Consider the following 21,693-nt stretch of genomic DNA (forward strand, 5'->3'; position numbering starts at 1 on the left):
TGAGGGAAGTTAGTTTTCCTACGGCCTGCTAAACTGCGCGGGTTTATCCTTCCTCCGGAGTCATTTCCATGTCACGCGTAACCCTCAGTCGCTACCTCATCGAGCAGACTCGCAGTAACAACACGCCTGCTGATCTGCGCTTTCTCATCGAGGTCGTGGCACGAGCGTGCAAGGAAATCAGCCACGCGGTATCCAAGGGCGCCCTCGGTGGCGTACTGGGTAGCGCCGACAGCGAGAACATCCAGGGCGAAGTGCAGAAGAAGCTCGACGTGCTCTCCAACGAAATCCTGCTGGAGGCAAACGAGTGGGGCGGCCACCTGGCCGGCATGGCGTCCGAGGAAATGGACAACGCCTACCAGATTCCCGGCAAGTACCCGAAGGGTGCCTATCTGCTGGTCTTCGACCCGCTGGACGGCTCGAGCAATATCGACGTCAACGTCTCGGTCGGCACTATCTTCTCCGTGCTGCGCTGCCCGGATGCCTGTTTCAGTCAGAACGACGCACTCGGCGAGGAAGCCTTCCTGCAGCCGGGGACCAAGCAGGTTGCCGCCGGCTACGCCATCTACGGCCCGCAGACCATGTTGATTCTGACTCTCGGCCACGGCGTGATGGGCTTCACCCTGGATCGTGAGCTGGGCAGCTTCGTGCTTACCCACGAGAACCTCAGCGTTCCGCAGAGCACCGCCGAATTCGCCATCAACATGTCCAACCAGCGCCACTGGGAAGAGCCGGTGCAGCGCTATGTCGGCGAGCTGCTGGCCGGCAAGGACGGCCCGCTGGGCAAGAACTACAACATGCGCTGGATCGCCTCGATGGTGGCCGACGTGCATCGCATCCTCACCCGCGGCGGCCTGTTCATGTACCCGCGTGACAACCGCGACCCTTCCATGGCCGGCAAGCTGCGCCTGATGTACGAGGCCAACCCGATGGCGATGATCGTCGAGCAGGCCGGTGGCGCCGCCACCAACGGTACGCAGCGCATCCTGGAAATTCAGCCGGAGTCCCTGCACCAGCGCGTGCCGGTGTTCCTCGGTTCGAAGGAAGAAGTCGAGCGCGTCACCGGCTACCACCAGGGCTGACCGATGCAGGCGCCCTGGCAGGACTTGCTCCACTGGTGGTTCGGCCAGGGCACCAGCGCCAGCGAGATCGCGGCTGAAAAGCAACGACTCTGGTTTGGCTACCGCGCAGAACAGGACGACGAGGCGCGCCAGCGCTTCGGCGCACTGGTCGAACAGGCTCTGAACGGCGAGCTGCAGGACTGGGCCGAATTGCCCGAGGGCTGGCTCGCGCTGGTGCTGCTGCTCGATCAGCTGCCGCGCATGATCCATCGCAACACGCCGAAGGCTTTCGCCGGCGACGAGCGCGCCCAGCACCTGGTTCGCGATGGCCTGGCCCACGGCGGCGACATGCTGTTGGCGCCGATCCAGCGCGTGTTCATCTACCTGGTGCTGGAGCACGCGGAGAACCTAGCAACCCAGGATCTGGCCGTCGCGCAGTTCACGGCCTTGCGCGACATTGCCGACGAGTCGGAACAGCCGCTGTTCGTCGACTTTCTCGACTATGCCGAGCGCCACCGCGAGGTGGTCTCCCGCTTCGGCCGCTTCCCGCATCGCAATGCAACTCTCGGCCGCGAGGCCAGCGACGCCGAGCGACTATTTCTGGAGCAGCCGGGCTCGTCCTTCTGAGCGCGGATGCCATTTCCGGCCAAGGCTCCGCGGCACCGCTTCCGCGGGGCATTGAACCTTAGAACAAGCAAGGAGCTCGATATGCCATTGCGTACCCCATTGCTGATTGCCTGCGTCGTCCTGCTGGCTGGCTGCAGTCCGATCACCCAGGAAAACTTCGCCAAGCTCAAGCCCGGCATGGAACGGGTGGAAGTCGAGCAGTTGCTCGGCAAACCCTCCGAATGCGCCGGTGCGCTGGGGATGTCGAGCTGCACCTGGGGCGAGAAGAATCGCTTCATCAGCGTCCAGTTCGCGGGCGACAAGGTGATGATGTTTTCCGGCAAGGGGCTGAAATAACTGCTGATGTAACTCAGGAGAGATCCCATGCGTGCGAGTGTCGTTGCCCTGCTGTGCCTGATGCTGTTGAGCGGCTGCGCAGGAGGCGGGCGCGAACAGCCCCCTGAAACGGTCGGCGAGGTCGACCTTCAACGCTATCAGGGGACTTGGTACGAGCTGGCGCGCTTGCCGATGTTCTTTCAGCGCAATTGCATACGCTCCGAAGCGAAGTACCAGTTGCAGGCCGATGGCAGCGTGGCGGTGACCAACCGTTGCGAAACAGAAGACGGCGACTGGCAGGAGGCCAAAGGCGAAGCGGTGCCGCAGGAAGCCGGTATTACCGATCGGCTGTGGGTGCGCTTCGACAACTGGTTCAGCCGGCTCTTTCCCGGTCTGACCAAGGGCCACTACTGGGTGCTCTATCTGGACGAGGGCTACAGCACTGCGCTGGTCGGCAGCCCGGATCGCAAGTATCTCTGGCTGCTTGCGCGGGACACCGAGATCGACCAGGCGACCCGCGATCGCCTGCTCTCCGAGGCCGAGCGGCGCGGTTACGACACCAGCGAACTGATCTGGCGCCAGTAATCGTTTGGCCTGCTCAGTCCCATTCCAGACGCGCCAGCTGCCATTCGCCTCGGTCCTGGCGCCACTCGAGTCTGACCTGATAATGCCCCGCCTGCTGCGGCAGGAGTGATTCGGCGCCGGCGAGCGTCACCTGTGCCTCGGTATGGCCGCGATCGGGATAGGTCGGATCGACCCAGCTGCGCTGGCTGAGGGCGATTACCCGGACATTGCGATGGCGCAGGAACATCAGCGTTGCCGTGCGCCGCGCCCATTCCTGATCGTACTGCCGCTGCGCCTGGAAATCTGCGTGCAGCAGTTCCATCAGGTCGCCGACCTGCTTGTTCTCCAGGGTCGTCTGCAACTGCTCGGCGGCCTGCTGCAGCGCCGCTTCCGGGTCGTCCCGGCCGCAGCCGGCCAGAGTCATTAATAGCGCCAGTGCCGCTATTTTCCATGCTGACATGCTCAACTCCGTGAACCTCGTTATGATGCCGCTAACGTCATGGGGGCCAGCCGGCCCGCCGCAGATCAGGAGTGTGCCATGCAGACCTTGTATCCGGAGATCAAACCCTACGCCCGACACGAGCTGGCGGTGGAAGAACCGCATGTGCTCTATGTCGACGAGAGTGGGTCGCCGGATGGTCTGCCCGTATTGTTCGTCCATGGTGGTCCCGGCGGCGGCTGCGATGCCCTCAGCCGCCGCTTCTTCGATCCGACCCTGTACCGCATCATCACCTTCGATCAGCGTGGCTGCGGACGTTCGACGCCCCATGCCAGCCTGGAGAACAACACCACCGCACATCTGATCGCCGACATGCAGCGCATCCGCGAGCATCTGGGCATCGACAAGTGGGTGCTGTTTGGTGGTTCCTGGGGCTCGACGCTCTCCCTGGCCTACGCGCAGAGCTATCCCGAGCATGTGCATGCGTTGATCCTGCGAGGCATCTTCCTCTGCCGTCCGCAGGACCTCGCCTGGTTCTATCAGGAAGGCGCCAGTCGGCTATTCCCGGACTACTGGCAGGACTTCCTCTCGCCGATTCCGCTGGAGGAACGCGACGACCTGATGCAAGCGTTCTACCGCCGTCTCACCGGCAACGACCAGATCGCTCAGATGCACGCCGCCAAGGCGTGGTCCTGCTGGGAAGGTCGCACCGCCACGCTGCGGCCGAATCACAACGTGGTCGAGCGGTTTGCCGATGCGCACCGGGCGCTGTCGATGGCGCGGATCGAATGCCACTACTTCGTCAATCAGGCCTTTCTCGAGCCGGATCAGCTCTTGCGCGACATGCCGAATATCGCCCACCTGCCGGGCATTATCGTGCACGGCCGTTACGATGCCATCTGCCCGCTGGACAATGCCTGGGCGCTGCATCAGGCGTGGCCGAACAGCGAGTTGCAGATCATTCGCGACGCCGGGCATTCGGCGGCGGAGCTAGGTATTACCGATGCGCTGATACGGGCGACCGGTGAGATCGCCCACCGCTTGCTCGATCTGCCTCCGACAGACGCCTGACGGAGCCGCCCAGCGATGAAAGCATTGATCCAGCGTGTCCGTCAGGCACGGGTCGAGGTCGCAGGCGACGTGGTCGGTGCCATCGATCAGGGCTTGCTGGTGCTGGTGGGCGTCGAGCGCGAGGACGATCATGCCCGTGCCGACAAGCTGTTGCACAAGCTGCTCAACTACCGCGTCTTCAGCGACGAGCAGGGCAAGATGAATCGCTCGCTGAAGGATATCGATGGTGGCCTGTTGCTGGTATCGCAGTTCACCCTGGCGGCCGATACTCGCAGCGGGCTGCGGCCGAGTTTCTCCAGCGCCGCGCCACCAGTGCACGGCGAAGCGCTCTACGACTACCTGCTGGCCCAGGCGCGCCAGCAGCATCCACAGGTGGCCTGCGGGCGTTTCGGCGCCGAGATGCAGGTGCATCTGGTCAACGACGGTCCGGTGACCTTTCTCCTCGAAAGCTGACGCGCGTGAATCAGTGCCGGACCGGTTCCAGGTCGTTCTCGCGCAGCCAGGTGATCGCGTACTCGCGCAGCTGCACGGTCTGGTAGTCCAGCCAGGCCTCTCTCACCGCAGGGAAATCCTCCAGCTTGAAGTCGAAGGTGCGCAGCGGCTTGCGGCCGTTCAGCGCACTGCTCAGCACCGCGTGGGCGATCGGGTCGTGTTGGGTGAAGAGGAAGGCCTCACGCATCGCCATGGATTGCGCGAGCTCCAGCGGTTCGATGTGCAGATAGCGATCCTGCTGTACGTCGTATTTCTCCATGACGCCGGGGGCTGGCTCGCTGGGAAAAACGGCGCGGATGGCACCGCTTTCCAGGTCCAGGTAGTACTCGGCGCTGTCGCGTCCATCCAGAGCGTACTCCAGACGGTGCATGTCGATGGTCAATGGTCGCATGGCAAGAACGGCTCTTTTAGGGATTCGTTGGAGTGTCGAGGCCGCAGCGCAGACGCACTGAAGCGTGAGCAGTCCTAATCTGTGACTCCCTTGCACCGGGTGGGTGCGTTACGTTCATCGGGGCGCATCGGTCAGGTGGCGAACGGTGACGGTGGTGAGTCAGCCGTTCAGGCTTAGAACAGTCTGGCCAGCAGCGCGCTGACCGCCGTTTCCACGCGCAGAATGCGCTCGCCCAACTGAACCGGCCGCAGGCCGGCGGCAGCCAGTTTGTCTACCTCGTAGGGGATCCAGCCGCCTTCCGGGCCGATCGCCAGGGTGACAGGCTGCGTTACGGCACGGGGGCAATGGGGAAAATCGCCGGGATGGCCGACCAGCCCCAGGGTGTCTGCGGCAAGCTGAGGCAGGCGATCCTCGACGAAGGGCTTGAAGCGCTTCTCGATAATGACCTTCGGCAGGACGGTGTCACGCGCCTGTTCCAGGCCGAGGATCAGCTGCTCGCGGATGGCGGCGGGCTCGAGGAATGGCGTTTGCCAGAAGCTTTTCTCGACGCGATAGCTGTTGAGCAATACCAGCCGCGGCACGCCCATGGCGGCCACGGTCTGCAGCACGCGGCGCAGCATCTTAGGTCGTGGCAGCGCCAGTAGCAGGGTCACCGGCAGCTTCGCCGGCGGTGGTTGGTCGAAGCTGACCTGCAGCTCTGCCTCGTGAGCATCCAGGCGCAGGAGCTGTCCGCTGCCCATGTTGCCGCCCACGCGGCCAACTCTGAGCTGCTCGCCCGCCTCGGCGCGATGGACCTGCTGCAGATGAGTCAGGCGCCGGTCACGCAGCAGCACGCGGTTATCGGCGACGAAATCGGCCGCGTCGAGCAGCAGCAGGTTCACGGGCGCGGCGCGGGCGGCTGGTCGCCGGGTTCTGCCGCGTCCTGCTCGGCATCGCCACGGAAATCTTCGTCGCGCTTGTTGATCATGCTGCCGCAGATCACCCCGGCTTCAAACAGCAGCCACATGGGAACGGCCAGCAGCGTCTGCGAGAACACATCCGGTGGCGTCAGCACCATGCCGACGGCGAAGCAGCCAACGATCACATAGGGACGGCTCTTGCGTAGGGTGGCGACATCGACGATGCCCACCCAGATCAGCAGGAAGGTCGCTACCGGAATCTCGAATGCCACGCCGAAGGCGAAGAACAGCGTGAGCACGAAGTCCAGGTACTGGCCGATGTCCGTCATCATCGCCACGCCTTCCGGCGTCACGCTGGCGAAGAAGCCGAACATGATCGGGAACACGACGAAGTAGGCGAAGGCCATGCCGGCGTAAAACAGGAAGATGCTCGACACCAGCAGCGGCACGGCGATGCGTTTTTCGTGCTTGTACAGGCCGGGGGCGATGAAGCCCCAGATCTGGTGCAGGATGATCGGCATCGACAGGAACAGCGCGACCATCAGGGTCAGCTTGAACGGCGTCAGGAAGGGTGAGGCGACGCCGGTGGCGATCATGGTCGCGCCTTCCGGCAGATAGGCGCGCAGCGGTGCGGCGACCAGCGAGTAGATCTGCTGGGAGAAGTAGAACAGCCCGCCGAACAGCAGGCCGATGGCCACGACGCAGCGCAGCAGGCGCTTGCGCAGTTCGGTCAGATGAGCGATCAGGGGCATTTCCTGATCATCGATGGAAGACTGGCTCATGGTTCTGGCGATCTGTCGGGGCGAGGGGTAGGTGCGGGTTCAGCAACAGGTGCAGCTGGCGGCACTTCCGGGCTGGGGCTGGGCGTAACGGCGGCGCCGGTACTGTCCGCAGTTTCGCTCGCCGTGTTTTCGGTCGGCGATGGCGTGGCGGTGCCCGAGCTGGTGGTCGAAGTCGGCGGCATGATGCTTTGCTTCATTTCCCGCTCCAGGTCGAGGATGCGCTCGTTATGCAGCTGCCGACGGATCTCGTCGGCACCGATCTCGCGCTCCACCTCGGCCTTGATGTTGCTGAAGCTGCGTTTCAGCCGGCCAACCCACAGTCCCGTGGTGCGAACCGCACCGGGCAGGCGTTCCGGCCCGAGCACCATCAATGCCACCAGGCCGACCAGTAGCAGTTCGGTGAAACCGATATCGAACATCAGGACGTGCTCACATCAATAGGGAGAGCGGCCGGGCAGCGAGGGTCGCCGCTCGGCCGCATGGAACGTTATCACTGGTCTTTCTTGGTCGGTTCTTCGACCTTGCGCGCCTGCGCGTCAATGGTCTGGTTCTGCTTGTCTTCGACGCCGGGCTTTTCCTCGTCGGTGCCCATGGATTTGCGGAAGCCCTTGATCGCATCACCGAGGTCGGAGCCCAGGCCCTTGAGGCGCTTGGTGCCGAACAACATGATGACGATGAGCAGAATGATCAGGAGTTGCCAGATGCTGATGCCGCCAAAACCCATGGTGATATCTCCGATGTGAATCAGGTTTGCGGACGCGCGGCTTTTTCCGCGTGTCCGGAGAGACCGAAGCGTCGATCCAGTTCATCCAGCACGGCCTGCGGGTGCTGGCCGAGCGCGGCGAGCATGACCAGGCTGTGGAACCAGAGGTCAGCGGTTTCGTAGATCAGGTCGCTGGAGTCGCCACTGACGGCGGCGTCCTTGGCGGCGAGAATGGTTTCCACCGATTCCTCACCGACCTTCTCAAGAATCTTGTTCAGGCCCTTGTGGTACAGGCTGGCAACGTAGGAGCTGTCCGGCGCCGCGCCTTTGCGGGCTTCCAGCACCTCGGCCAGACGGGTCAGGGTGTCACTCATGCTTGTGCTCCGCATAGATGGCGTGCGGGTCCTTGAGGACCGGCTCGACGACCTTCCAGGCGCCGTTTTCGAAAACGCGGTAGAAGCAGCTTTCCCGACCGGTGTGACAGGCGATGCCGCCGATCTGCTCGACCATCAGGATAATCACGTCGGCGTCACAGTCCAGGCGCAGCTCGTGCAGCTGCTGCACATGTCCGGACTCCTCGCCCTTGCGCCACAGCCGGTTGCGCGAACGCGACCAGTAGATGGCGCGGTTTTCCTGCGCAGTCAACGCCAGGGCTTCGCGATTCATCCAGGCCATCATCAGCACGCGGCCGGTCTTGTGGTCCTGGGCGATCGCCGGCACCAGACCGTCGGCGTTCCAGTTGATTTCGTCCAGCCAGTTCATCGGATTCTCCGCTCAATGGGCCAAGTGTGCCAGCCTGCACCAGGGATGGCTATCGGCGCACCACGATGAAGATGCCGGCTACCAGCATCACCCACGCCGGCCAGGCGGTTACGGCGGTCAGGCTGTCGGCGCTGGCCGCCAGGGTCGCGCCGCTGCCGAGCAGTACGGCGCCGATCAGACGCAGCGGCCAGCCGTGGTGACGCTCGCGCCAGGGCGGCGGTGGGTTGTTCGCGTGCGGGTGCGCCATGCGCTCGAGCAGCTCGCGGGTCATGTTGGCCAGGTGCGGCAGTTGTTCAATCTGCGCGTGCACGTTCTTGATCAGCTGCTTGGGGCTCATGCGCTCGCGCATCCAGCGCTCGAGGTACGGCTGGCCGGTGCTCCAGAGGTCGAGATCCGGGTACAGCTCACGGCCGAGACCTTCGATGTTGAGCAGGGTCTTCTGCAGCAATACCAGCTGTGGCTGCACTTCCATGTTGAAGCGCCGCGCCACCTGGAACAGGCGCACCAGCAACTGGCCGAAGGAGATGTCCTTCAGCGGCTTCTCGAAGATCGGCTCGCAGACGGTGCGGATCGCGGCCTCGAATTCGTTGACCTTGGTTTCCGCCGGCACCCAGCCCGAATCGATGTGCAGCTGCGCGACCTTGCGGTAGTCGCGCTTGAAGAAGGCCATCAGGTTGCGCGCCAGATAATCCTGGTCCTCCGGCGTCAGGCTGCCGACGATGCCGAAGTCCACCGCGATGTACTGCGGGCTCCAGGGCTGGTGGGTGCTGACGAAGATGTTGCCGGGGTGCATGTCGGCGTGGAAGAAGCTGTCGCGGAACACCTGGGTGAAGAAAATCTCCACCCCGCGCTCGGCCAGCTGGCGCATGTCGGTGTTCTGTCGTGCCAGCCCAGCCATGTCGGTCACCGGTACGCCGTAGATGCGTTCCATCACCAGCACCTGCGGGCGGCAGTAGTCCCAGTACACCTGCGGCACGTAAAGCAGCGCCGAGCCCTCGAAGTTGCGCTTGAGTTGGCTGGCGTTGGCCGCTTCGCGCAGCAGGTCGAGCTCGTCGTAGATGGTCTTGGCGTAGTCGTCGACCACTTCCACCAGGTGCAGGCGGCGCGCGTCGATGGAAATGCGCTCGGCACTGTTGGCCAGCATGAACAGCCAGGCGAGATCCTGGCTGATGATCGGCCGGAGATTCGGACGCACCACCTTGACCACCACTTCCTCGCCGGAACGCAGCTTTGCCGCGTGCACCTGTGCCACCGAGGCGGAAGCCAGTGGCTTGCTGTCGAAACGGGCGAAGATTTCCCCTACCGGAGCGCCCAGCTGGCGCTCGATGAGTGCCGTGGCGACGGCTGAATCGAAGGGCGGCACGCGGTCCTGCAGCCTCGCCAGCTCTTCGGCGATATCTGGAGGCAGCAGGTCGCGGCGGGTGGAGAGAATCTGCCCGAACTTGATGAAGATCGGCCCCAGGCCCTCCAGTGCCAGACGCAGGCGTGCGCCGCGCGACAGCTCGCTGTGGCGTCGTGGAATCCAGCGCCAGGGCAGCAGGTAGCTGGTAGCGCGCAACCACCACGGCATCGGCAGGTCGAGGATGATGTCATCGAGGCGGTAGCGGATCACCACCAGCAGGATGCGAAACAGGCGGCGTGCGGCGGCGAACAGCTTCATTCGGGGCGATCTGGATTCAGGTTGAGGGCGAGGCGCTCGATGCGGGCTTCGAGTCGGTCGAGGGCAAGTTTCATGTCATCCAGCTCGTCGAAACGCGCCTGTGCTTCGGCCTGGCCGACCAGCATCCGCGATTCCTCGCTGAGGTAGTCGGCAAGGTCCTGACGCAGCGAGTCGGCGCTGTCGCGCACCCAGTCCACTGGGCTGCGCAGGCTGGAGCCGAGCAGCTGTGCGCCGACCGGGCCGAGCCAGCGGGAAATTTCGTATTCCCAGTCCAGCTCCAGATCCTGCAGCACCTCAGCGAGGTTCATCAGCAGCCCACTGTCGCCGTCGATCTCGACCTCGGGGCCATGCAGCACGGCGGTCTTGTTGCGGCTGACGGCCAGGCGCAAGAGGCTGCTCGCAGGCGCGCGCAGGCGGCAATCGGCATCCGCGCCCCAGTTGCTGGCTAGGCGCAGGCCTTCGTCGTCGGCAAGGATGAACAGCCGCCAGGCCGGCGCCGTGCAGTCGATTTCGATGATCCGGCCGCTCAGGCGTGCCAGTCGCGGCAATGCCGTGGGGTCCAGGCGCAGGACACGATTGATGCCACGCTCGGCACCGGCCAGCAGGGCAGCGCGCAACATCAGGGTTTGATGCCGCGGTGCAGGGCGACGATGCCGCCGGTCATGTTGTGATAGCTGACGCGCTCGAAACCGGCGGTCTCCATCATGCCTTTGAGCGTTTCCTGATCCGGGTGCATGCGGATCGACTCGGCCAGGTAGCGATAGCTCTCGGCGTCGTTGGTGATCAGCTTGCCCATCATCGGCAGCAGGCTGAACGAGTAGGCGTCGTAGGCCTTGGAAAAAAGCTGGTTGGTCGGCTTGGAGAATTCCAGTACCAGTAGGCGGCCGCCCGGCTTGAGCACGCGCAGCATCGACGCGATTGCGTCTTCCTTGTGCGTCACGTTGCGCAGGCCGAAGGCGATGGTGACCACGTCGAAGTGATTGTCCGGGAAGGGCAGCTTCTCGGCATCGGCCTGAACGAACCTGACGTTGCCGGCCACGCCCTTGTCCAGCAGCTTGTCGCGGCCGACCTTGAGCATCGAAGCATTGATGTCGGCCAGTACCACCTCGCCGGTGGGGCCGACGATGCGCGAGAACTGGCGGGTCAGGTCACCGGTGCCGCCGGCGATGTCCAGGATGCGATTGCCGTGGCGGGCGCCGGACAGCTCGATGGTGAAGCGCTTCCACAGGCGATGCACGCCACCGGACATCAGGTCGTTCATCAGGTCGTACTTGGCGGCCACGGAGTGGAACACCTCGGCCACCTTCTGCGCCTTCTGGCTTTCCGGCACGTTCTTGTAGCCGAAATGGGTGGTCGGTTCTGCGTCATGCGCTTTGCGAGGGTCGGTCATGTCACTTTCGCCGGAAAGAATGTGCCCGGCATTCTAAACCTAAATAGGCGGCTGATAAGCGTCGAGCTGGCGGTCGCGGGCAAAAGGGCTAGCGGCGACATGTCGCAGGATGGCGCTGGCGTCAGGCCTGGGGGACAGGGGGTTCACTGGCATTAGCAGGCGGGGCGGCCAGGCGATCGACGGCGCCGCTTTGTTATAGTGCGCGCCTTTTCGGGCGCAGCCAGGAGTCCTCATGGCCCAGATCATCGTCGAACGTACCCACAATCTTGGCCGCGAGGCCGCACGCGAGAAGGCCGATGAACTGGCCGCACGCCTGGCTCGCGAGTTCGGTGTGAGCTGTCAGTGGCAGGGCGATGTGCTGGCGGTCAAGCGCAGCGGCGCGGATGGGCGTATCGAAGTCTACGAGGACAGCGTGAAGGTCCTGCTCAACCTCGGCCTGCTGCTCTCGGCCATGGGCAGCAGCATTCAGGGTCAGATCGAGCGGGCGCTGGACAAGGCGCTGGCCTAAGCTGGCGGTCAGCCTGGCGGGCGCCTCGATAAGGTGCCGGGCGTAGGGTGGATGTCGCTTTTTACATCCGCCGCGACTCCAATCGGTGGGCCGCCACCCGGTGGATCGTCACCCGGTGGATCGGTGAAGCGTGATCCACCCTACGGCTTCGCCCTCACAACATCAGCTTGACGACCGATTCATTTGGGTCGCGTGACTTGCCGGCGGCCGCCAGTGCCGCGAGATATTCCTCCCACAACGTCTGCTGATTCAGCGCGAGGCGCTCCAGGTAATCCCAGGTGAACAGGCCGCTGTCATGGCCGTCGCTGAAGGTCAGCTTCAGCGCGTACTGGCCGGCCGGTTCGATCTGCTCCAGGCCTACGTTCAGCTTGCCGGTCTGCAGCACCGGATTACCGTGGCCCTGCACCTCGGCCGAGGGTGAATGCACGCGCAGGAATTCGGCGGACAGCACATGGCGCTCGTCGCTGCCATATTCCAGCTCCAGGGTTTTCGACGCCTTGTGCAGCTTGATTGCGGTGGGGATGCGCATGCAACGCTCCGGAAGAACCGGCCGTGGCGATTGCCACGGCCGCGACGGTTAGAGGATGTAGCGCGACAGGTCTTCGTCCTGCGCCAGCTCGCCGAGATGCTCGTTGACGTAGGCAGCGTCGATGCGGATCGCCTCGCCGTCCTGCTTGGCGGCGATATCGGCAGCGCTGAAGGAAACCTCCTCCAGCAGGCGCTCGAGCAGCGTGTGCAGGCGACGCGCACCGATGTTCTCGGTCTTTTCGTTGACCTGCCAGGCGATCTCGGCGATGCGTTTGATGCCATCTTCGAGGAATTCGACGTGCAGGCCTTCGGTCTTCAGCAGCTCGCGGTACTGCTCGGTGAGCGCCGCGTGCGGCTCGGTGAGGATGCGCTCGAAGTCTTCCGGTGACAGCGCCTTGAGCTCGACACGGATCGGCAGGCGACCCTGCAGTTCCGGCACCAGGTCGCTGGGCTTGGACAGGTGGAAGGCGCCGGAGGCGATGAAGAGGATATGGTCGGTCTTGACCATGCCGAGCTTGGTGTTGACCGTGCTGCCTTCGATCAGCGGTAGCAGATCGCGCTGTACGCCTTCGCGGGAGACGTCGGCGCCGCTGGTGTTGCCACGCTTGGCGACCTTGTCGATCTCGTCGATAAAGACGATACCGTTCTGTTCCACCGCTTCCAGGGCACGGGCCTTGAGGTCTTCCTCGTTGACCAGACGCGCGGCTTCTTCGTCGCGGATCAGCTTGAAGGCTTCCTTGATCTTCAGCTTGCGGCTCTTCTTCTTGCCCTTGCCCATATTGGCGAAGAGGTTCTGCAGCTGGTTGGTCATCTCCTCCATGCCGGGCGGGGCCATGATTTCCACCCCGGCCGGGCTCTCGGCTACTTCGATTTCGATTTCCTTGTCGTCCAGCTGGCCTTCGCGCAGGCGTTTGCGGAACAGCTGGCGGGTGTTGGAATCGCTCGCCTGCATGGGCTCTTCGGAGAAGCCCACCGGACGTGCTGGCGGCAGCAGGGCGTCGAGAATACGTTCCTCGGCGGCGTCCTCGGCGCGGTGGCGCATCTTGTGCACCTCCTGTTCACGCAGCATTTTCAGCGCCGCGTCCGCCAGGTCGCGGATGATCGACTCGACGTCGCGGCCGACATAGCCGACCTCGGTGAACTTGGTCGCTTCCACTTTCAGGAATGGCGCATTGGCCAGCTTGGCCAGGCGGCGGGCGATCTCGGTCTTGCCGACGCCGGTCGGGCCGATCATCAGGATGTTCTTCGGGGTGACTTCCTGGCGCAGCTCGGCCGGCAGCTGCATGCGCCGCCAGCGATTGCGCAGGGCGATGGCGACGGCACGCTTGGCGTCGTCCTGGCCGATGATATGGCGGTTGAGTTCGTGGACGATCTCGCGGGGCGTCATGGACATTATTTCGTTACTCCGGAAGGCTGGACGGGGTACAACAGGCGGCTTGAAAAACCTAGGCGAGGCAACGCAGCTAGGTTTTCATCGACCTGTCAGATCGCGCTGTCCAGCTCCTCTATGGTCAGGTTCTGATTGGTGAATACGCAGATGCTGCCGGCGATGTTCAGCGCCGTCTCGGCGATTTCCTGGGCCGACATGTCGGGGCCGGCCTTGAGCAGCAGTGCCTTGGCCGCGGCCTGGGCGAAACCGCCGCCAGAGCCCATGGCGATCAGGTCGTCCTCGGGCTGCACCACGTCGCCATTGCCGGTGATGATCAGCGAGGCGTCCTTGTTGGCCACCGCGAGCATGGCCTCTAGGCGGCTCAGGGAGCGGTCGGTACGCCAGTCCTTGGCCAGCTCGACGGCGGCGCGGACCAGGTGACCCTGATGTTTCTCCAGCTGCCCTTCGAAGCGTTCAAAGAGGGTGAAGGCGTCGGCGGTGGCGCCGGCGAAGCCCGCCAGAACCTGGCCGTGATAGAGGCGGCGGACCTTCTTGGCGTTGCCTTTCATGACGGTGTTGCCCAGGGAAACCTGGCCGTCGCCGCCCATTACGACTTTGCCGTTGCGGCGTACTGAAACGATGGTGGTCAAAGGAAAGTCTCCACACTGCGGGGCGATGAATGCCCGAATGCGGTTGATATGGGGGACTGCTGCCGGCTTTTCAACGGCTGTCGGCGAGGTTCATCGACAGCCGTGGTTCTGCACGAGGCGCTAGGCAGGCCCGGGTTGTTCGCTGCGCTGCGGGCGACTGGGCTGGCGCGGCACGTCGCCGGCAACCGACGCGGCAATCAGCTTGCGCAGGCGCACCGGAATCGACTTGGCCGCCGGCACCTTGCTGCGTTCGGCATGGTGCCAGACCGGCAGCAGGGCATTGCATTCCGGGTAATAACCGGCGCAGCAGCCTTCGGGGATATCGTACGGCGTGACCCGCAACGGGCTGACCGCGCGGTGCACGCCATCGTCGACCACGGTGATCGCCTCGATGCGGTCGCCTTCGGCCAGGCCGAGGCGGACGATGTCGTTGCGGTTCATCAGGATCACCGCGCGGGTGCCATGGATGCCGCGGAAGCGGTCGTCGTAGCCGTAGACGGTGGTGTTGAACTGGTCGTTGCTGCGCAGCGTCATCATCTGCAGCACGTCGTGCTGCTCGTGGCCGTCTTCCTCGGTGTCGGGGTCGGCAACCAGCGATGGCGGGTTGATGAAATTGGCTTTGCCGGACTCGGTATCCCAGCGTCGTTCGCTGGCGCCAAGCGGGCGATGGAAGCCGCCGGGCTCCATCATGCGCACGTTGAAGTCGTGGAAGATCTTCGGGTAGCTCTCGGCAATGGCGTCGCGTATCAGGCTGTAGTCCGCCACCCAGGCGTCCCAGTCCAGCATCGGGTTGGGTGTCAGTGTGGCCTTGGCCAGCCGCGCGATGATTGCCGGCTCCGACAGCAACAGTTCGCCGGCCGGCTCGGCGGCCCCGCGCCAGGCGCGGATACAACCGGTGCTGTCCTCGGTGGTGTGACGCTGCTCGCCGGTGGCCTGACGGTCGATCTCGGTGCGCCCCAGGCAGGGCAGGATGTAGGACACCTCGCCGGTGATCAGGTGGTTGCGATTGAGCTTGGTCGACACCTGCACCGACAGCCGCAGCCTACGCCAGGCCGGCTCCATCTGCAGGGTGTCGGGAATGGCGCGGACGAAGTTGCCACCCAGGCCGATGAAGCCACGGACGCTGCCATCGAGAATGCCCTCGCAAGCCTCCACGGTGTTCACGCCGTCATCGCTTGGCGGCTCGAAGCCGAACTGCCGGCGCAGATTGTCCGCCGGCACCTTTGCCGCCTTTTCGGTGATGCCGACGGTGCGCTGGCCCTGCACGTTGGAATGACCGCGCACCGGCAGGATGCCTGCGCCTTCCTTGCCGATGTTGCCGCGCAACAGCAGCAGGTTGACCAGCATCTGGATGGTCTGCACGCCGTAGCGGTGCTGGGTCAGGCCCATGCCATAAGGGGCGATCACCCGTTCGCAGCGCGCATAGACGGTCGCTGCCGCTTCCAGCGCGGCGCGGCTGAGCCCCGAACGGCGTTCCAGCTGCGCCCAGCTGTAGCTGCGGATGCGCTGTTCGAAATCCTCGAAGCCATGGGTGTGCTGCTCGATGAAGTCCACGTCGAGCATGCGCTTGCGACCCTCGGCGACGGCCTGGTCGTCCATTTCGAACAGCGCCTTGCACATCCCGGCGATGGCCGCCATGTCGCCGCCGATGGCGAGCTGGTGATACTGGGTGCTGATCACCGTGCTGTCTGGGGTGAGCATCTCGCGCGGCGACTGTGGGTTGACGAAGCGCTCCAGTCCGCGCTCGCGCAACGGGTTGAAGGTGACGATCTGCGCACCGCGTTCACGGGCTTCCTGTAGCTGATGCAGCATCCGCGGGCTGGAGGTGCCGGTGTTGTGGCCGAAGAAGAACAACCCGTCGGTGTGTTCGAAATCGTTCAGGGTGACGGTCGCCACCGGCACGCCGATGCTTTCCGGCAGCGCCACCGAGGTGCTCTCGTGGCACATGTTGGAGCTGTCCGGCAGGTTGTTGGTGCCGTACAGCCGCGCCAGCAGGCCATACATGTAGGCCGTCTCCAGCGCCGCGCGACCGGACATGTAGAACACCACCTGATCGGGGTCGGCCATGGCCTTGAGTTCGGCACCGATCTCGGCGAAGGCCTCATCCCAGCTGACCGGCCGGTAATGATCGCTGGCGGCGTCGTAGCGCAGCGGATGGGTCAGCCGGCCCTGCTGCTCGAGATCGTAGTCGCTCCAGTTGAGCAGCTCGCTAACGCTGTGCCTGGCAAAGAATTCCGGGCCGCAGCGCAGCGACGTGGTTTCCCACGCAGTCGCCTTGGCGCCGTTCTCGCAGAAGGACAGTGGCCGTGACGGATGCGGCTTGGCCCACGCGCAACTGACACAGGCGAAACCGTCGATAGGTTTGTTCTGCTTGAGCAGCAGACCGATACCGGCCGGCGAAACGCGCTCACGCAGCAGGATGTTGGCGACGGAGTAGGCTGATCCCCAGCCGCCCGCGGGCGCGTGGTAGGGCCTGAACTTGGTCTGGGACACGTCGTTTCTCCTGCTGCCAAGGGAGCTTGTCTGTTTACGACGGGGACCACGGCGGATCGTTCAGGACCCTTTGTCACAAGGTTGTACCGCTCACTCCATGGCGAAGCCGTGCTGGCGCCAGGCCTCGTACACCGCGACGGCCACGGTGTTGGACAGGTTCAGGCTGCGGCTGTCGGGGCGCATCGGCAGGCGCAGGCGTTGCTCGTTGGGCAGCGCGTCGCGGATCTCCGGCGGCAGGCCGCGGCTCTCCGGGCCGAACAGCAGCGCATCGCCGCGCCGATAGCTGACTTCGTGAAAGGGCTGCGAACCCTTTGTGGTGAATGCGAACAGCCGCGGGCCGTCCGCGTTTGCGGCGTCGATGCCGATCCGCGCGAGGCAGCTCGGCAGGTCGGCGTGGCGCTCCAGCGTGGCGTACTCGTGGTAGTCGAGGCCGGCGCGGCGCAGGCGCTTGTCGTCCAGCTCGTAACCCAGCGGCTCGATCAGGTGCAGGTGGCAACCGGTATTGGCGCAGAGCCTGATAATGTTGCCGGTATTGGGTGGAATTTCCGGTTGGAACAGGATCACGTGAAACATGCGCAGCACCGAGGTTGAAGACCGGCGGCATTCTACCGGGGCGCAGGACCCGATGCGCCGCATACGCCGGACCTTTTTCGGTTCGCTGGTGCTGATCGGGCTGCTGGTGGGGCTGATGATCGGCCGGCTCACCGCGCCGGGGCCGGTGCAACTGGAACTGGTGGAGGTGCAGCCGCAAGGCCTTTCGTTGCAGTTCGACCGCGAGCCCGAGGTATATGACGAGCACCTCGAAGGGGCGTTCGCCCTGCTGTTCCAGGCCGAGGGCGAGCCGCAATCCGGACAGCTGCAGATCGACGGCATGCCAGTGGCCTGGCGCGTGCAGCAGACCGGGAAGGGCCTGTTGCTGCATCTGGTGGCCGCGCGGCGGCTGCAGGGGCAATGGCACGGCGAACGCCACGATGGTGGCTGGCGTATCGCCGTGCAGGTGGCGGCCGACAAGCAGCCATGATCCAGGTGACGCCCTTGGCAGGGCGCTAAAAACGATGAACCCCGCCAGGTGCGGGGTTCATCGTTACGCTCGATGCAGTGTCAGCCGCGCTCAGCTGTCGTCGCCGTCATCGTCATCGCTGCCATCGACGCGCATGCCCAACTCCTTGATCTTGCGCGTCAGGGTGTTGCGTCCCCAGCCGAGCAGCAGCGCGGCGTCGCGACGGCGACCAGCGGTGTGCTTGAGCGCGGTCTCGATCATGATGCGTTCGAAGGCTGGCACCGCCTCGTCGAGCAGGTTGCTCTGGCCGCGCGCCAGGGCCTGATCGGACCAGTTGCGCAGCGCCTGTTCCCAGTTGTGCGCCGGCTGCGCCTCGGCCTGCTGGTTGAGCAGCTCCGGCGGCAGGTCGTCGACATGCACTTCACGGCCGGATGCCATCACTGTGATCCAGCGGCAGGTGTTCTCCAGCTGGCGCACGTTGCCCGGCCAGGGCAGGTGCTGCAGGTATTCCTTGGTTTCCGGCTTGAGCACCTTGGTTTCCACCGAGAGCTCCTGCGCGGCGCTGGCGAGGAAGTGCTCGGCGAGTGCCGGGATGTCCTCGCGGCGATCGGACAGCCTGGGAATATGAATGCGGATGACGTTCAGGCGGTGGAACAGGTCCTCGCGGAACTTGCCCGCCTGCACCAGGGTTTCCAGGTCCTGGTGGGTTGCGGCGATGATGCGCACGTCGACCCGCACCGGCGTGTGGCCGCCGACCCGGTAGAATTCGCCATCGGCCAGCACGCGCAGCAGACGGGTCTGCGTATCGGCCGGCATGTCGCCGATCTCGTCGAGGAACAGCGTGCCACCGTCGGCCTGCTCGAAGCGGCCGCGGCGCTGATTGGCCGCACCGGTGAAGGCGCCTTTCTCGTGGCCGAACAGCTCCGACTCCATCAGGTCCTTGGGGATAGCCGCCATGTTCAGCGCGATGAATGGCGACGCCGAACGCGGGCTGTGGCGGTGCAGGGCATGGGCCACCAGCTCCTTGCCGGTGCCGGACTCGCCGTTGATCAGTACGGTGATGTTGGAATGGCTGAGCCGGCCGATGGCGCGGAACACCTCCTGCATCGCCGGCGCCTCGCCGATGATCTCCGGGGTGTGGTGGCGGTTGGCCGGTTCCTGCTGGTTCTGCTGCTCCTGGGCGTGCTGATTGGCGCGCTTGACCAGCGAGACGGCGTCGTCGACGTCGAACGGTTTGGGCAGGTATTCGAAGGCGCCGCCCTGGTAGGAGGCCACCGCGCTGTCCAGATCCGAATGCGCGGTCATGATGATCACCGGCAGGCGAGGGTACTGCTCGCGGATCTGCGAGAGCATGTCCAGACCGCTGAGGCCGGGCATGCGGATGTCGGAGATGATCACATCCGGCTGCTGGCGGGCGAGGCGGGCCAGCACACCGTCGGCGCTGTCGAAGCTCTGCGTGGCCATGCCTTCCTGTTGCAGGGCCTTTTCCAGGACCCAGCGGATGGAGCGGTCGTCGTCGACGATCCAGACGTTTTCGCTTCGGCTCATGCTGATGTGGCTCCTTGTTCCAGCGGTAGGAAGATCGAGAACACGGTGTGGCCAGGATGGCTCTCGCATTCGATCAGACCCTGGTGCTGACTGATGATGTTCTGGGTGATGGCAAGGCCCAGGCCGGTTCCGTCCGGGCGGCCGCTGACCATCGGGTAGAAGAGCGTGTTCTGCAGTTCGGCGGGAATCCCCGGGCCGTTGTCGATGATCTCGATGCGTGTCACCAGGCGATGACGAATATGGCCGATGGTGAACTGCCGCAGTGTGCGTGTGCGCAGGGTGAGACGGCCGAGGCCCAGCTCGTTCTGCCCGGCCAGTGCCTGCATGGCGTTGCGCATGATATTGAGCACGGCCTGGATCATCTGTTCGCGGTCCATCAGGACTTCGGGAATGCTTGGGTCGTAATCGCGCACCAAAATGATGCTTCCCTGGCATTCCGCCTCGATCAGGCTGGCGACATGTTCGAGCACTTCGTGAATGTTGGTCATCGACAGTGACGGCAGCTTGTTAGAGCCGAGCATGCGGTCGACCAGATTACGCAGGCGGTCGGCCTCCTCGATGATGACTTCGGTGTAGTCCTTCAGGTGTTCTTCGGGTAGCTCGCGGGCCAGCAGTTGTGCCGCACCGCGAATGCCGCCCAGCGGATTCTTGATCTCGTGGGCCAGGCCGCGCACCAGCATTTTGGTGGTTTCCTGCTTGGACAGCTGGGCCTCTTCCTTGGTGATGCGCAGCAGGCGGTCGCGCGGCAGCACTTCCAGCAACAGCATGGTTTCCTGCCGGGTCAGTACCGGGGTCACCGCGTAGTCCACGGTCAGTGTCTGGCCGGTGGCGGAGGTCAGGGTGGCTTCGCGCTTGGTGAACGGATGGGCTTCTTCAACCGCCTGGCGCAGGGCCGCCAGGGCTTCCGGCGACTCGGTGAACAGCTCGCTGATGAACTGTCCGTGGCTGCGTTGGCCGCTGACGGCCAGCAGCATTTCGGCAGCCGGGTTCATGTACTCCAGGCGCAGGCGCGAGTTGAGCAACAGCGTCGCGGTAGTCAGATTGTCGATCAGCAGGCGTTGCAGGGCTTCGTTGATCATGGCTGGTCTGCGTCCGGAAGTTCAGGCAGGAAATGCAAGAACCAAACCAAACGCGCCATTGCGGCGCGGATCGGCGTGATGCTGCAGCCCTACGGGCTGTCCGGTGACCCAAATTGGTGACGAGCGATCCGCTCACCTGATGGGCGCACCAAACAGGTGCACCCCATGATCATAGAAAGGGCACGAAGGGAATGTCGCGTTTTTCTACCGGCTTGTCCTTTAGCGGGCATTCCGGGCGAACGCCGTAATCGGCCTTCTGGCAAGGATTGACCATGCGCCGCTGGGCCAGCGAGGTGCGGATCAGGTGAAAGGGCTGGTTCGCGGTGCGTTGCAGGATGCGCTCCTGTTCATCCACGACAGCCACCGCCAGCTGATGGGTGCCACGATCGACGTTACTCAAGGCGAAGGAAGTCTGTTCGCCGGGTGCGCCGAACGGCTGGTCATCGAGCAGTACCTGATAGGCGTGGCCGGGGTGTAGCGTCGGTTCGGCCTGCACTGTGACGCTGACATTGCCGGCGTTGTTGCGGATCGCTTCGTCCGCCGTCGGGCTGAGGATGTGCAACTGATAGATGATGCTCGCGGCTTTCGGTGCTGCCGGCTCCGTAGGGCGTGCGGCCGGCATCGGCGGCGCAGGCATGCTGTTGGACGGCTTGAGGTGTACTTCTTCGGCCGCCTCGCCGGCCGGACGATCGGTGAAGACCCGATTGCCCTCGGCGTCGACATAGGAGTAGACACCGGCGAGGCAGGGCAGAGCGGCCGCCAGCAGTGCGATGGCCAGGGTCTGCCGCAGGATGATCAAGGAGCAGGCCTCGGAGGCTTTGGACGCAATGCCGGGCTGGAGGTATTCACCCGTTGCACGGTGAACAGCTCCGGCTGGCTGCGCTGGATGACCTTCTCGCCGCTCAGCACCTCGACGTGCAGGCGATGCTCGCCACGCTCGACATTGTTCAGTTGCAGGGAGGCGGCGGCGCTGGCGGCCGCCTGAGGAATGCCGTCCAGCACGAAGCGCAAGCTGTGGCCGGGTCGTAGCGGCGGCTCCAGCAGCGCGCTGACGACGAAGGTGCCGTTGTTGGCGCGCAGGGCTTCTTCATCGGGAATCCCGCTCAGCATCAGTGTCTGGTAAGGGGCCGACTGCGTCTGCTGGCTGTCCGGCAGTGGTGGCGGCGGTTCGGGCGTGCGGATATTTACCGTATTGGCTGGCGGCAGGTCGACGGTATCGGCCTGGACACCCTCCGGTGGCTGATTGGTGAACACCGTATTGCCTTGTGCATCGGTGTACTTGTAGATCTCGGCGAAGGCCGGAAGGCTGAGAATGAACAGCAGGCTGAACAGTGCGCTACGCATGGGAGGCTCCGCGGAGTTGGA

Annotated in this window: 28 protein-coding genes; 8 read left to right on the plus strand and 20 right to left on the minus strand. The window is 64.3% G+C overall.

What is annotated here, in order from left to right; translation table 11 throughout:
• The first annotated feature begins 68 nt into the window (after nucleotides 1–68).
• The 4 genes from IEG05_RS01860 to IEG05_RS01875 all read left to right on the plus strand — a co-directional run bounded on the left by IEG05_RS01860 (nucleotide 69) and on the right by IEG05_RS01875 (nucleotide 2,585).
• Nucleotides 69–1,079, plus strand: a complete 1,011-nt coding sequence (locus IEG05_RS01860) for a class 1 fructose-bisphosphatase (protein WP_014821930.1) — start codon at nucleotides 69–71, stop codon at nucleotides 1,077–1,079.
• 3 nt (nucleotides 1,080–1,082) lie between these two features.
• Nucleotides 1,083–1,685 carry a DUF924 family protein gene (locus tag IEG05_RS01865; RefSeq protein WP_046618560.1) on the plus strand — a complete coding sequence of 201 codons (603 nt, stop codon included), beginning with the start codon at nucleotides 1,083–1,085 and terminating at the stop codon, nucleotides 1,683–1,685.
• Between the two features lie 81 nt (nucleotides 1,686–1,766).
• Nucleotides 1,767–2,021 (plus strand): outer membrane protein assembly factor BamE domain-containing protein, encoded by a 255-nt coding sequence (gene bamE, locus IEG05_RS01870; protein ID WP_023447075.1) that lies wholly within the window; start codon nucleotides 1,767–1,769, stop codon nucleotides 2,019–2,021.
• Nucleotides 2,022–2,048: 27 nt separating this feature from the next.
• Nucleotides 2,049–2,585 carry a lipocalin family protein gene (locus IEG05_RS01875; protein WP_046618558.1) on the plus strand — a complete coding sequence of 179 codons (537 nt, stop codon included), beginning with the start codon at nucleotides 2,049–2,051 and terminating at the stop codon, nucleotides 2,583–2,585.
• A gap of 13 nt (nucleotides 2,586–2,598) precedes the next feature.
• On the opposite strand, the gene IEG05_RS01880 is transcribed toward IEG05_RS01875, so the two are convergent.
• Nucleotides 2,599–3,024, minus strand: coding sequence for a hypothetical protein (locus IEG05_RS01880; protein ID WP_041754610.1), 426 nt, complete (start codon nucleotides 3,022–3,024; stop codon nucleotides 2,599–2,601).
• Nucleotides 3,025–3,102: 78 nt separating this feature from the next.
• Between IEG05_RS01880 and pip the strand changes: the two genes are divergently transcribed.
• Together pip and dtd are read left to right on the plus strand one after the other, a co-directional pair.
• On the plus strand, nucleotides 3,103–4,074 hold the full coding sequence (gene pip / locus IEG05_RS01885; RefSeq protein ID WP_046618556.1) for a prolyl aminopeptidase: 972 nt from the start codon (nucleotides 3,103–3,105) through the stop codon (nucleotides 4,072–4,074).
• A gap of 15 nt (nucleotides 4,075–4,089) precedes the next feature.
• Nucleotides 4,090–4,527, plus strand: coding sequence for a D-aminoacyl-tRNA deacylase (dtd, locus tag IEG05_RS01890; RefSeq protein ID WP_046618553.1), 438 nt, complete (start codon nucleotides 4,090–4,092; stop codon nucleotides 4,525–4,527).
• 10 nt (nucleotides 4,528–4,537) lie between these two features.
• Here the strand turns inward: dtd and IEG05_RS01895 are convergent, their stop codons facing one another.
• The 10 genes from IEG05_RS01895 to ubiE all read right to left on the minus strand — a co-directional run bounded on the left by IEG05_RS01895 (nucleotide 4,538) and on the right by ubiE (nucleotide 11,153).
• Nucleotides 4,538–4,957 (minus strand): UPF0158 family protein, encoded by a 420-nt coding sequence (locus IEG05_RS01895; protein WP_014821923.1) that lies wholly within the window; start codon nucleotides 4,955–4,957, stop codon nucleotides 4,538–4,540.
• Nucleotides 4,958–5,130: 173 nt separating this feature from the next.
• Nucleotides 5,131–5,838, minus strand: a complete 708-nt coding sequence (locus IEG05_RS01900) for a 16S rRNA (uracil(1498)-N(3))-methyltransferase (protein ID WP_191121563.1) — start codon at nucleotides 5,836–5,838, stop codon at nucleotides 5,131–5,133.
• Nucleotides 5,835–6,638, minus strand: coding sequence for a twin-arginine translocase subunit TatC (gene tatC, locus IEG05_RS01905; RefSeq protein ID WP_191121564.1), 804 nt, complete (start codon nucleotides 6,636–6,638; stop codon nucleotides 5,835–5,837). The genes IEG05_RS01900 and tatC overlap by 4 nt, the downstream gene beginning before the upstream one ends.
• On the minus strand, nucleotides 6,635–7,057 hold the full coding sequence (gene tatB, locus IEG05_RS01910) for a Sec-independent protein translocase protein TatB (protein ID WP_191121565.1): 423 nt from the start codon (nucleotides 7,055–7,057) through the stop codon (nucleotides 6,635–6,637). Before tatB ends, tatC begins: the two co-directional genes overlap by 4 nt.
• Before the next feature lie 71 nt (nucleotides 7,058–7,128).
• Nucleotides 7,129–7,362, minus strand: coding sequence for a twin-arginine translocase TatA/TatE family subunit (gene tatA, locus IEG05_RS01915; RefSeq protein WP_014821919.1), 234 nt, complete (start codon nucleotides 7,360–7,362; stop codon nucleotides 7,129–7,131).
• A 20-nt stretch (nucleotides 7,363–7,382) separates the two neighbouring features.
• Nucleotides 7,383–7,715 carry a phosphoribosyl-ATP diphosphatase gene (locus tag IEG05_RS01920; RefSeq protein WP_011911574.1) on the minus strand — a complete coding sequence of 111 codons (333 nt, stop codon included), beginning with the start codon at nucleotides 7,713–7,715 and terminating at the stop codon, nucleotides 7,383–7,385.
• Nucleotides 7,708–8,103 (minus strand): phosphoribosyl-AMP cyclohydrolase, encoded by a 396-nt coding sequence (hisI, locus tag IEG05_RS01925; protein ID WP_023447081.1) that lies wholly within the window; start codon nucleotides 8,101–8,103, stop codon nucleotides 7,708–7,710. The genes IEG05_RS01920 and hisI overlap by 8 nt, the downstream gene beginning before the upstream one ends.
• Before the next feature lie 49 nt (nucleotides 8,104–8,152).
• Nucleotides 8,153–9,763: a ubiquinone biosynthesis regulatory protein kinase UbiB gene (gene ubiB, locus IEG05_RS01930; protein ID WP_191121566.1), complete on the minus strand. Its 1,611-nt coding sequence runs from the start codon at nucleotides 9,761–9,763 to the stop codon at nucleotides 8,153–8,155.
• Complete coding sequence (locus IEG05_RS01935; protein ID WP_003280971.1) at nucleotides 9,760–10,383, minus strand: ubiquinone biosynthesis accessory factor UbiJ; 624 nt, start codon at nucleotides 10,381–10,383, stop codon at nucleotides 9,760–9,762. The genes ubiB and IEG05_RS01935 overlap by 4 nt, the downstream gene beginning before the upstream one ends.
• Complete coding sequence (gene ubiE, locus IEG05_RS01940; protein WP_014821916.1) at nucleotides 10,383–11,153, minus strand: bifunctional demethylmenaquinone methyltransferase/2-methoxy-6-polyprenyl-1,4-benzoquinol methylase UbiE; 771 nt, start codon at nucleotides 11,151–11,153, stop codon at nucleotides 10,383–10,385. The genes IEG05_RS01935 and ubiE overlap by 1 nt, the downstream gene beginning before the upstream one ends.
• A gap of 232 nt (nucleotides 11,154–11,385) precedes the next feature.
• Between ubiE and IEG05_RS01945 the strand changes: the two genes are divergently transcribed.
• Entirely contained in the window at nucleotides 11,386–11,661 is a 276-nt protein-coding gene (locus IEG05_RS01945) for a polyhydroxyalkanoic acid system family protein (protein WP_014821915.1), read from the plus strand.
• A 154-nt stretch (nucleotides 11,662–11,815) separates the two neighbouring features.
• Here the strand turns inward: IEG05_RS01945 and IEG05_RS01950 are convergent, their stop codons facing one another.
• From IEG05_RS01950 to IEG05_RS01970, 5 genes are all read right to left on the minus strand, one after another.
• Nucleotides 11,816–12,190, minus strand: coding sequence for a gamma-butyrobetaine hydroxylase family protein (locus IEG05_RS01950; RefSeq protein ID WP_046618537.1), 375 nt, complete (start codon nucleotides 12,188–12,190; stop codon nucleotides 11,816–11,818).
• Between the two features lie 48 nt (nucleotides 12,191–12,238).
• Nucleotides 12,239–13,582, minus strand: a complete 1,344-nt coding sequence (hslU, locus tag IEG05_RS01955) for an ATP-dependent protease ATPase subunit HslU (RefSeq protein WP_191121567.1) — start codon at nucleotides 13,580–13,582, stop codon at nucleotides 12,239–12,241.
• An 89-nt stretch (nucleotides 13,583–13,671) separates the two neighbouring features.
• Nucleotides 13,672–14,208 carry an ATP-dependent protease subunit HslV gene (gene hslV, locus IEG05_RS01960; RefSeq protein ID WP_046618533.1) on the minus strand — a complete coding sequence of 179 codons (537 nt, stop codon included), beginning with the start codon at nucleotides 14,206–14,208 and terminating at the stop codon, nucleotides 13,672–13,674.
• A gap of 120 nt (nucleotides 14,209–14,328) precedes the next feature.
• The gene (locus IEG05_RS01965) at nucleotides 14,329–16,701 is read right to left on the minus strand and encodes an FdhF/YdeP family oxidoreductase (protein WP_046618531.1); all 2,373 of its coding nucleotides are present in this window, start codon (nucleotides 16,699–16,701) and stop codon (nucleotides 14,329–14,331) included.
• 90 nt (nucleotides 16,702–16,791) lie between these two features.
• On the minus strand, nucleotides 16,792–17,274 hold the full coding sequence (locus IEG05_RS01970) for a tRNA (cytidine(34)-2'-O)-methyltransferase (protein WP_023447088.1): 483 nt from the start codon (nucleotides 17,272–17,274) through the stop codon (nucleotides 16,792–16,794).
• Between IEG05_RS01970 and IEG05_RS01975 the strand changes: the two genes are divergently transcribed.
• Entirely contained in the window at nucleotides 17,273–17,722 is a 450-nt protein-coding gene (locus IEG05_RS01975; protein WP_041015280.1) for a hypothetical protein, read from the plus strand. The genes IEG05_RS01970 and IEG05_RS01975 overlap by 2 nt on opposite strands.
• A gap of 90 nt (nucleotides 17,723–17,812) precedes the next feature.
• Here IEG05_RS01975 and ntrC read toward each other — a convergent pair whose 3' ends face one another.
• From ntrC to IEG05_RS01995, 4 genes are all read right to left on the minus strand, one after another.
• The gene (gene ntrC / locus IEG05_RS01980) at nucleotides 17,813–19,249 is read right to left on the minus strand and encodes a nitrogen regulation protein NR(I) (protein WP_014821908.1); all 1,437 of its coding nucleotides are present in this window, start codon (nucleotides 19,247–19,249) and stop codon (nucleotides 17,813–17,815) included.
• Nucleotides 19,246–20,328: a nitrogen regulation protein NR(II) gene (glnL, locus tag IEG05_RS01985; protein WP_046618528.1), complete on the minus strand. Its 1,083-nt coding sequence runs from the start codon at nucleotides 20,326–20,328 to the stop codon at nucleotides 19,246–19,248. Before glnL ends, ntrC begins: the two co-directional genes overlap by 4 nt.
• A 169-nt stretch (nucleotides 20,329–20,497) precedes the next feature.
• Nucleotides 20,498–21,127, minus strand: coding sequence for a DUF4124 domain-containing protein (locus tag IEG05_RS01990; RefSeq protein ID WP_046618525.1), 630 nt, complete (start codon nucleotides 21,125–21,127; stop codon nucleotides 20,498–20,500).
• On the minus strand, nucleotides 21,124–21,672 hold the full coding sequence (locus tag IEG05_RS01995) for a DUF4124 domain-containing protein (protein ID WP_046618523.1): 549 nt from the start codon (nucleotides 21,670–21,672) through the stop codon (nucleotides 21,124–21,126). Before IEG05_RS01995 ends, IEG05_RS01990 begins: the two co-directional genes overlap by 4 nt.
• Between the last annotated feature and the right edge of the window lie 21 nt (nucleotides 21,673–21,693).

The sequence above is a fragment of the Stutzerimonas kunmingensis genome (assembly GCF_014764705.1).
In the GTDB taxonomy this organism is placed as follows: domain Bacteria; phylum Pseudomonadota; class Gammaproteobacteria; order Pseudomonadales; family Pseudomonadaceae; genus Stutzerimonas.

Bases quoted from the DNA above. Each gene is read 5' to 3' on its own strand.
- IEG05_RS01860 (WP_014821930.1), top strand. From the start codon at position 69: ATGTCACGCGTAACCCTCAGTCGCTACCTCATCGAGCAGACTCGCAGT.
- IEG05_RS01895 (WP_014821923.1), bottom strand. From the start codon at position 4,957: ATGCGACCATTGACCATCGACATGCACCGTCTGGAGTACGCTCTGGAT.
- tatA (WP_014821919.1), bottom strand. From the start codon at position 7,362: ATGGGTTTTGGCGGCATCAGCATCTGGCAACTCCTGATCATTCTGCTC.
- tatC (WP_191121564.1), bottom strand. From the start codon at position 6,638: ATGAGCCAGTCTTCCATCGATGATCAGGAAATGCCCCTGATCGCTCAT.
- IEG05_RS01875 (WP_046618558.1), top strand. From the start codon at position 2,049: ATGCGTGCGAGTGTCGTTGCCCTGCTGTGCCTGATGCTGTTGAGCGGC.
- IEG05_RS01880 (WP_041754610.1), bottom strand. From the start codon at position 3,024: ATGTCAGCATGGAAAATAGCGGCACTGGCGCTATTAATGACTCTGGCC.
- tatB (WP_191121565.1), bottom strand. From the start codon at position 7,057: ATGTTCGATATCGGTTTCACCGAACTGCTACTGGTCGGCCTGGTGGCA.
- dtd (WP_046618553.1), top strand. From the start codon at position 4,090: ATGAAAGCATTGATCCAGCGTGTCCGTCAGGCACGGGTCGAGGTCGCA.
- IEG05_RS01995 (WP_046618523.1), bottom strand. From the start codon at position 21,672: ATGCGTAGCGCACTGTTCAGCCTGCTGTTCATTCTCAGCCTTCCGGCC.
- IEG05_RS01865 (WP_046618560.1), top strand. From the start codon at position 1,083: ATGCAGGCGCCCTGGCAGGACTTGCTCCACTGGTGGTTCGGCCAGGGC.
- IEG05_RS01945 (WP_014821915.1), top strand. From the start codon at position 11,386: ATGGCCCAGATCATCGTCGAACGTACCCACAATCTTGGCCGCGAGGCC.
- ubiE (WP_014821916.1), bottom strand. From the start codon at position 11,153: ATGACCGACCCTCGCAAAGCGCATGACGCAGAACCGACCACCCATTTC.
- bamE (WP_023447075.1), top strand. From the start codon at position 1,767: ATGCCATTGCGTACCCCATTGCTGATTGCCTGCGTCGTCCTGCTGGCT.
- ntrC (WP_014821908.1), bottom strand. From the start codon at position 19,249: ATGAGCCGAAGCGAAAACGTCTGGATCGTCGACGACGACCGCTCCATC.
- hisI (WP_023447081.1), bottom strand. From the start codon at position 8,103: ATGAACTGGCTGGACGAAATCAACTGGAACGCCGACGGTCTGGTGCCG.
- IEG05_RS01950 (WP_046618537.1), bottom strand. From the start codon at position 12,190: ATGCGCATCCCCACCGCAATCAAGCTGCACAAGGCGTCGAAAACCCTG.
- ubiB (WP_191121566.1), bottom strand. From the start codon at position 9,763: ATGAAGCTGTTCGCCGCCGCACGCCGCCTGTTTCGCATCCTGCTGGTG.
- IEG05_RS01975 (WP_041015280.1), top strand. From the start codon at position 17,273: ATGCGCAGCACCGAGGTTGAAGACCGGCGGCATTCTACCGGGGCGCAG.
- IEG05_RS01970 (WP_023447088.1), bottom strand. From the start codon at position 17,274: ATGTTTCACGTGATCCTGTTCCAACCGGAAATTCCACCCAATACCGGC.
- hslU (WP_191121567.1), bottom strand. From the start codon at position 13,582: ATGTCCATGACGCCCCGCGAGATCGTCCACGAACTCAACCGCCATATC.
- IEG05_RS01920 (WP_011911574.1), bottom strand. From the start codon at position 7,715: ATGAGTGACACCCTGACCCGTCTGGCCGAGGTGCTGGAAGCCCGCAAA.
- IEG05_RS01935 (WP_003280971.1), bottom strand. From the start codon at position 10,383: ATGTTGCGCGCTGCCCTGCTGGCCGGTGCCGAGCGTGGCATCAATCGT.
- glnL (WP_046618528.1), bottom strand. From the start codon at position 20,328: ATGATCAACGAAGCCCTGCAACGCCTGCTGATCGACAATCTGACTACC.
- pip (WP_046618556.1), top strand. From the start codon at position 3,103: ATGCAGACCTTGTATCCGGAGATCAAACCCTACGCCCGACACGAGCTG.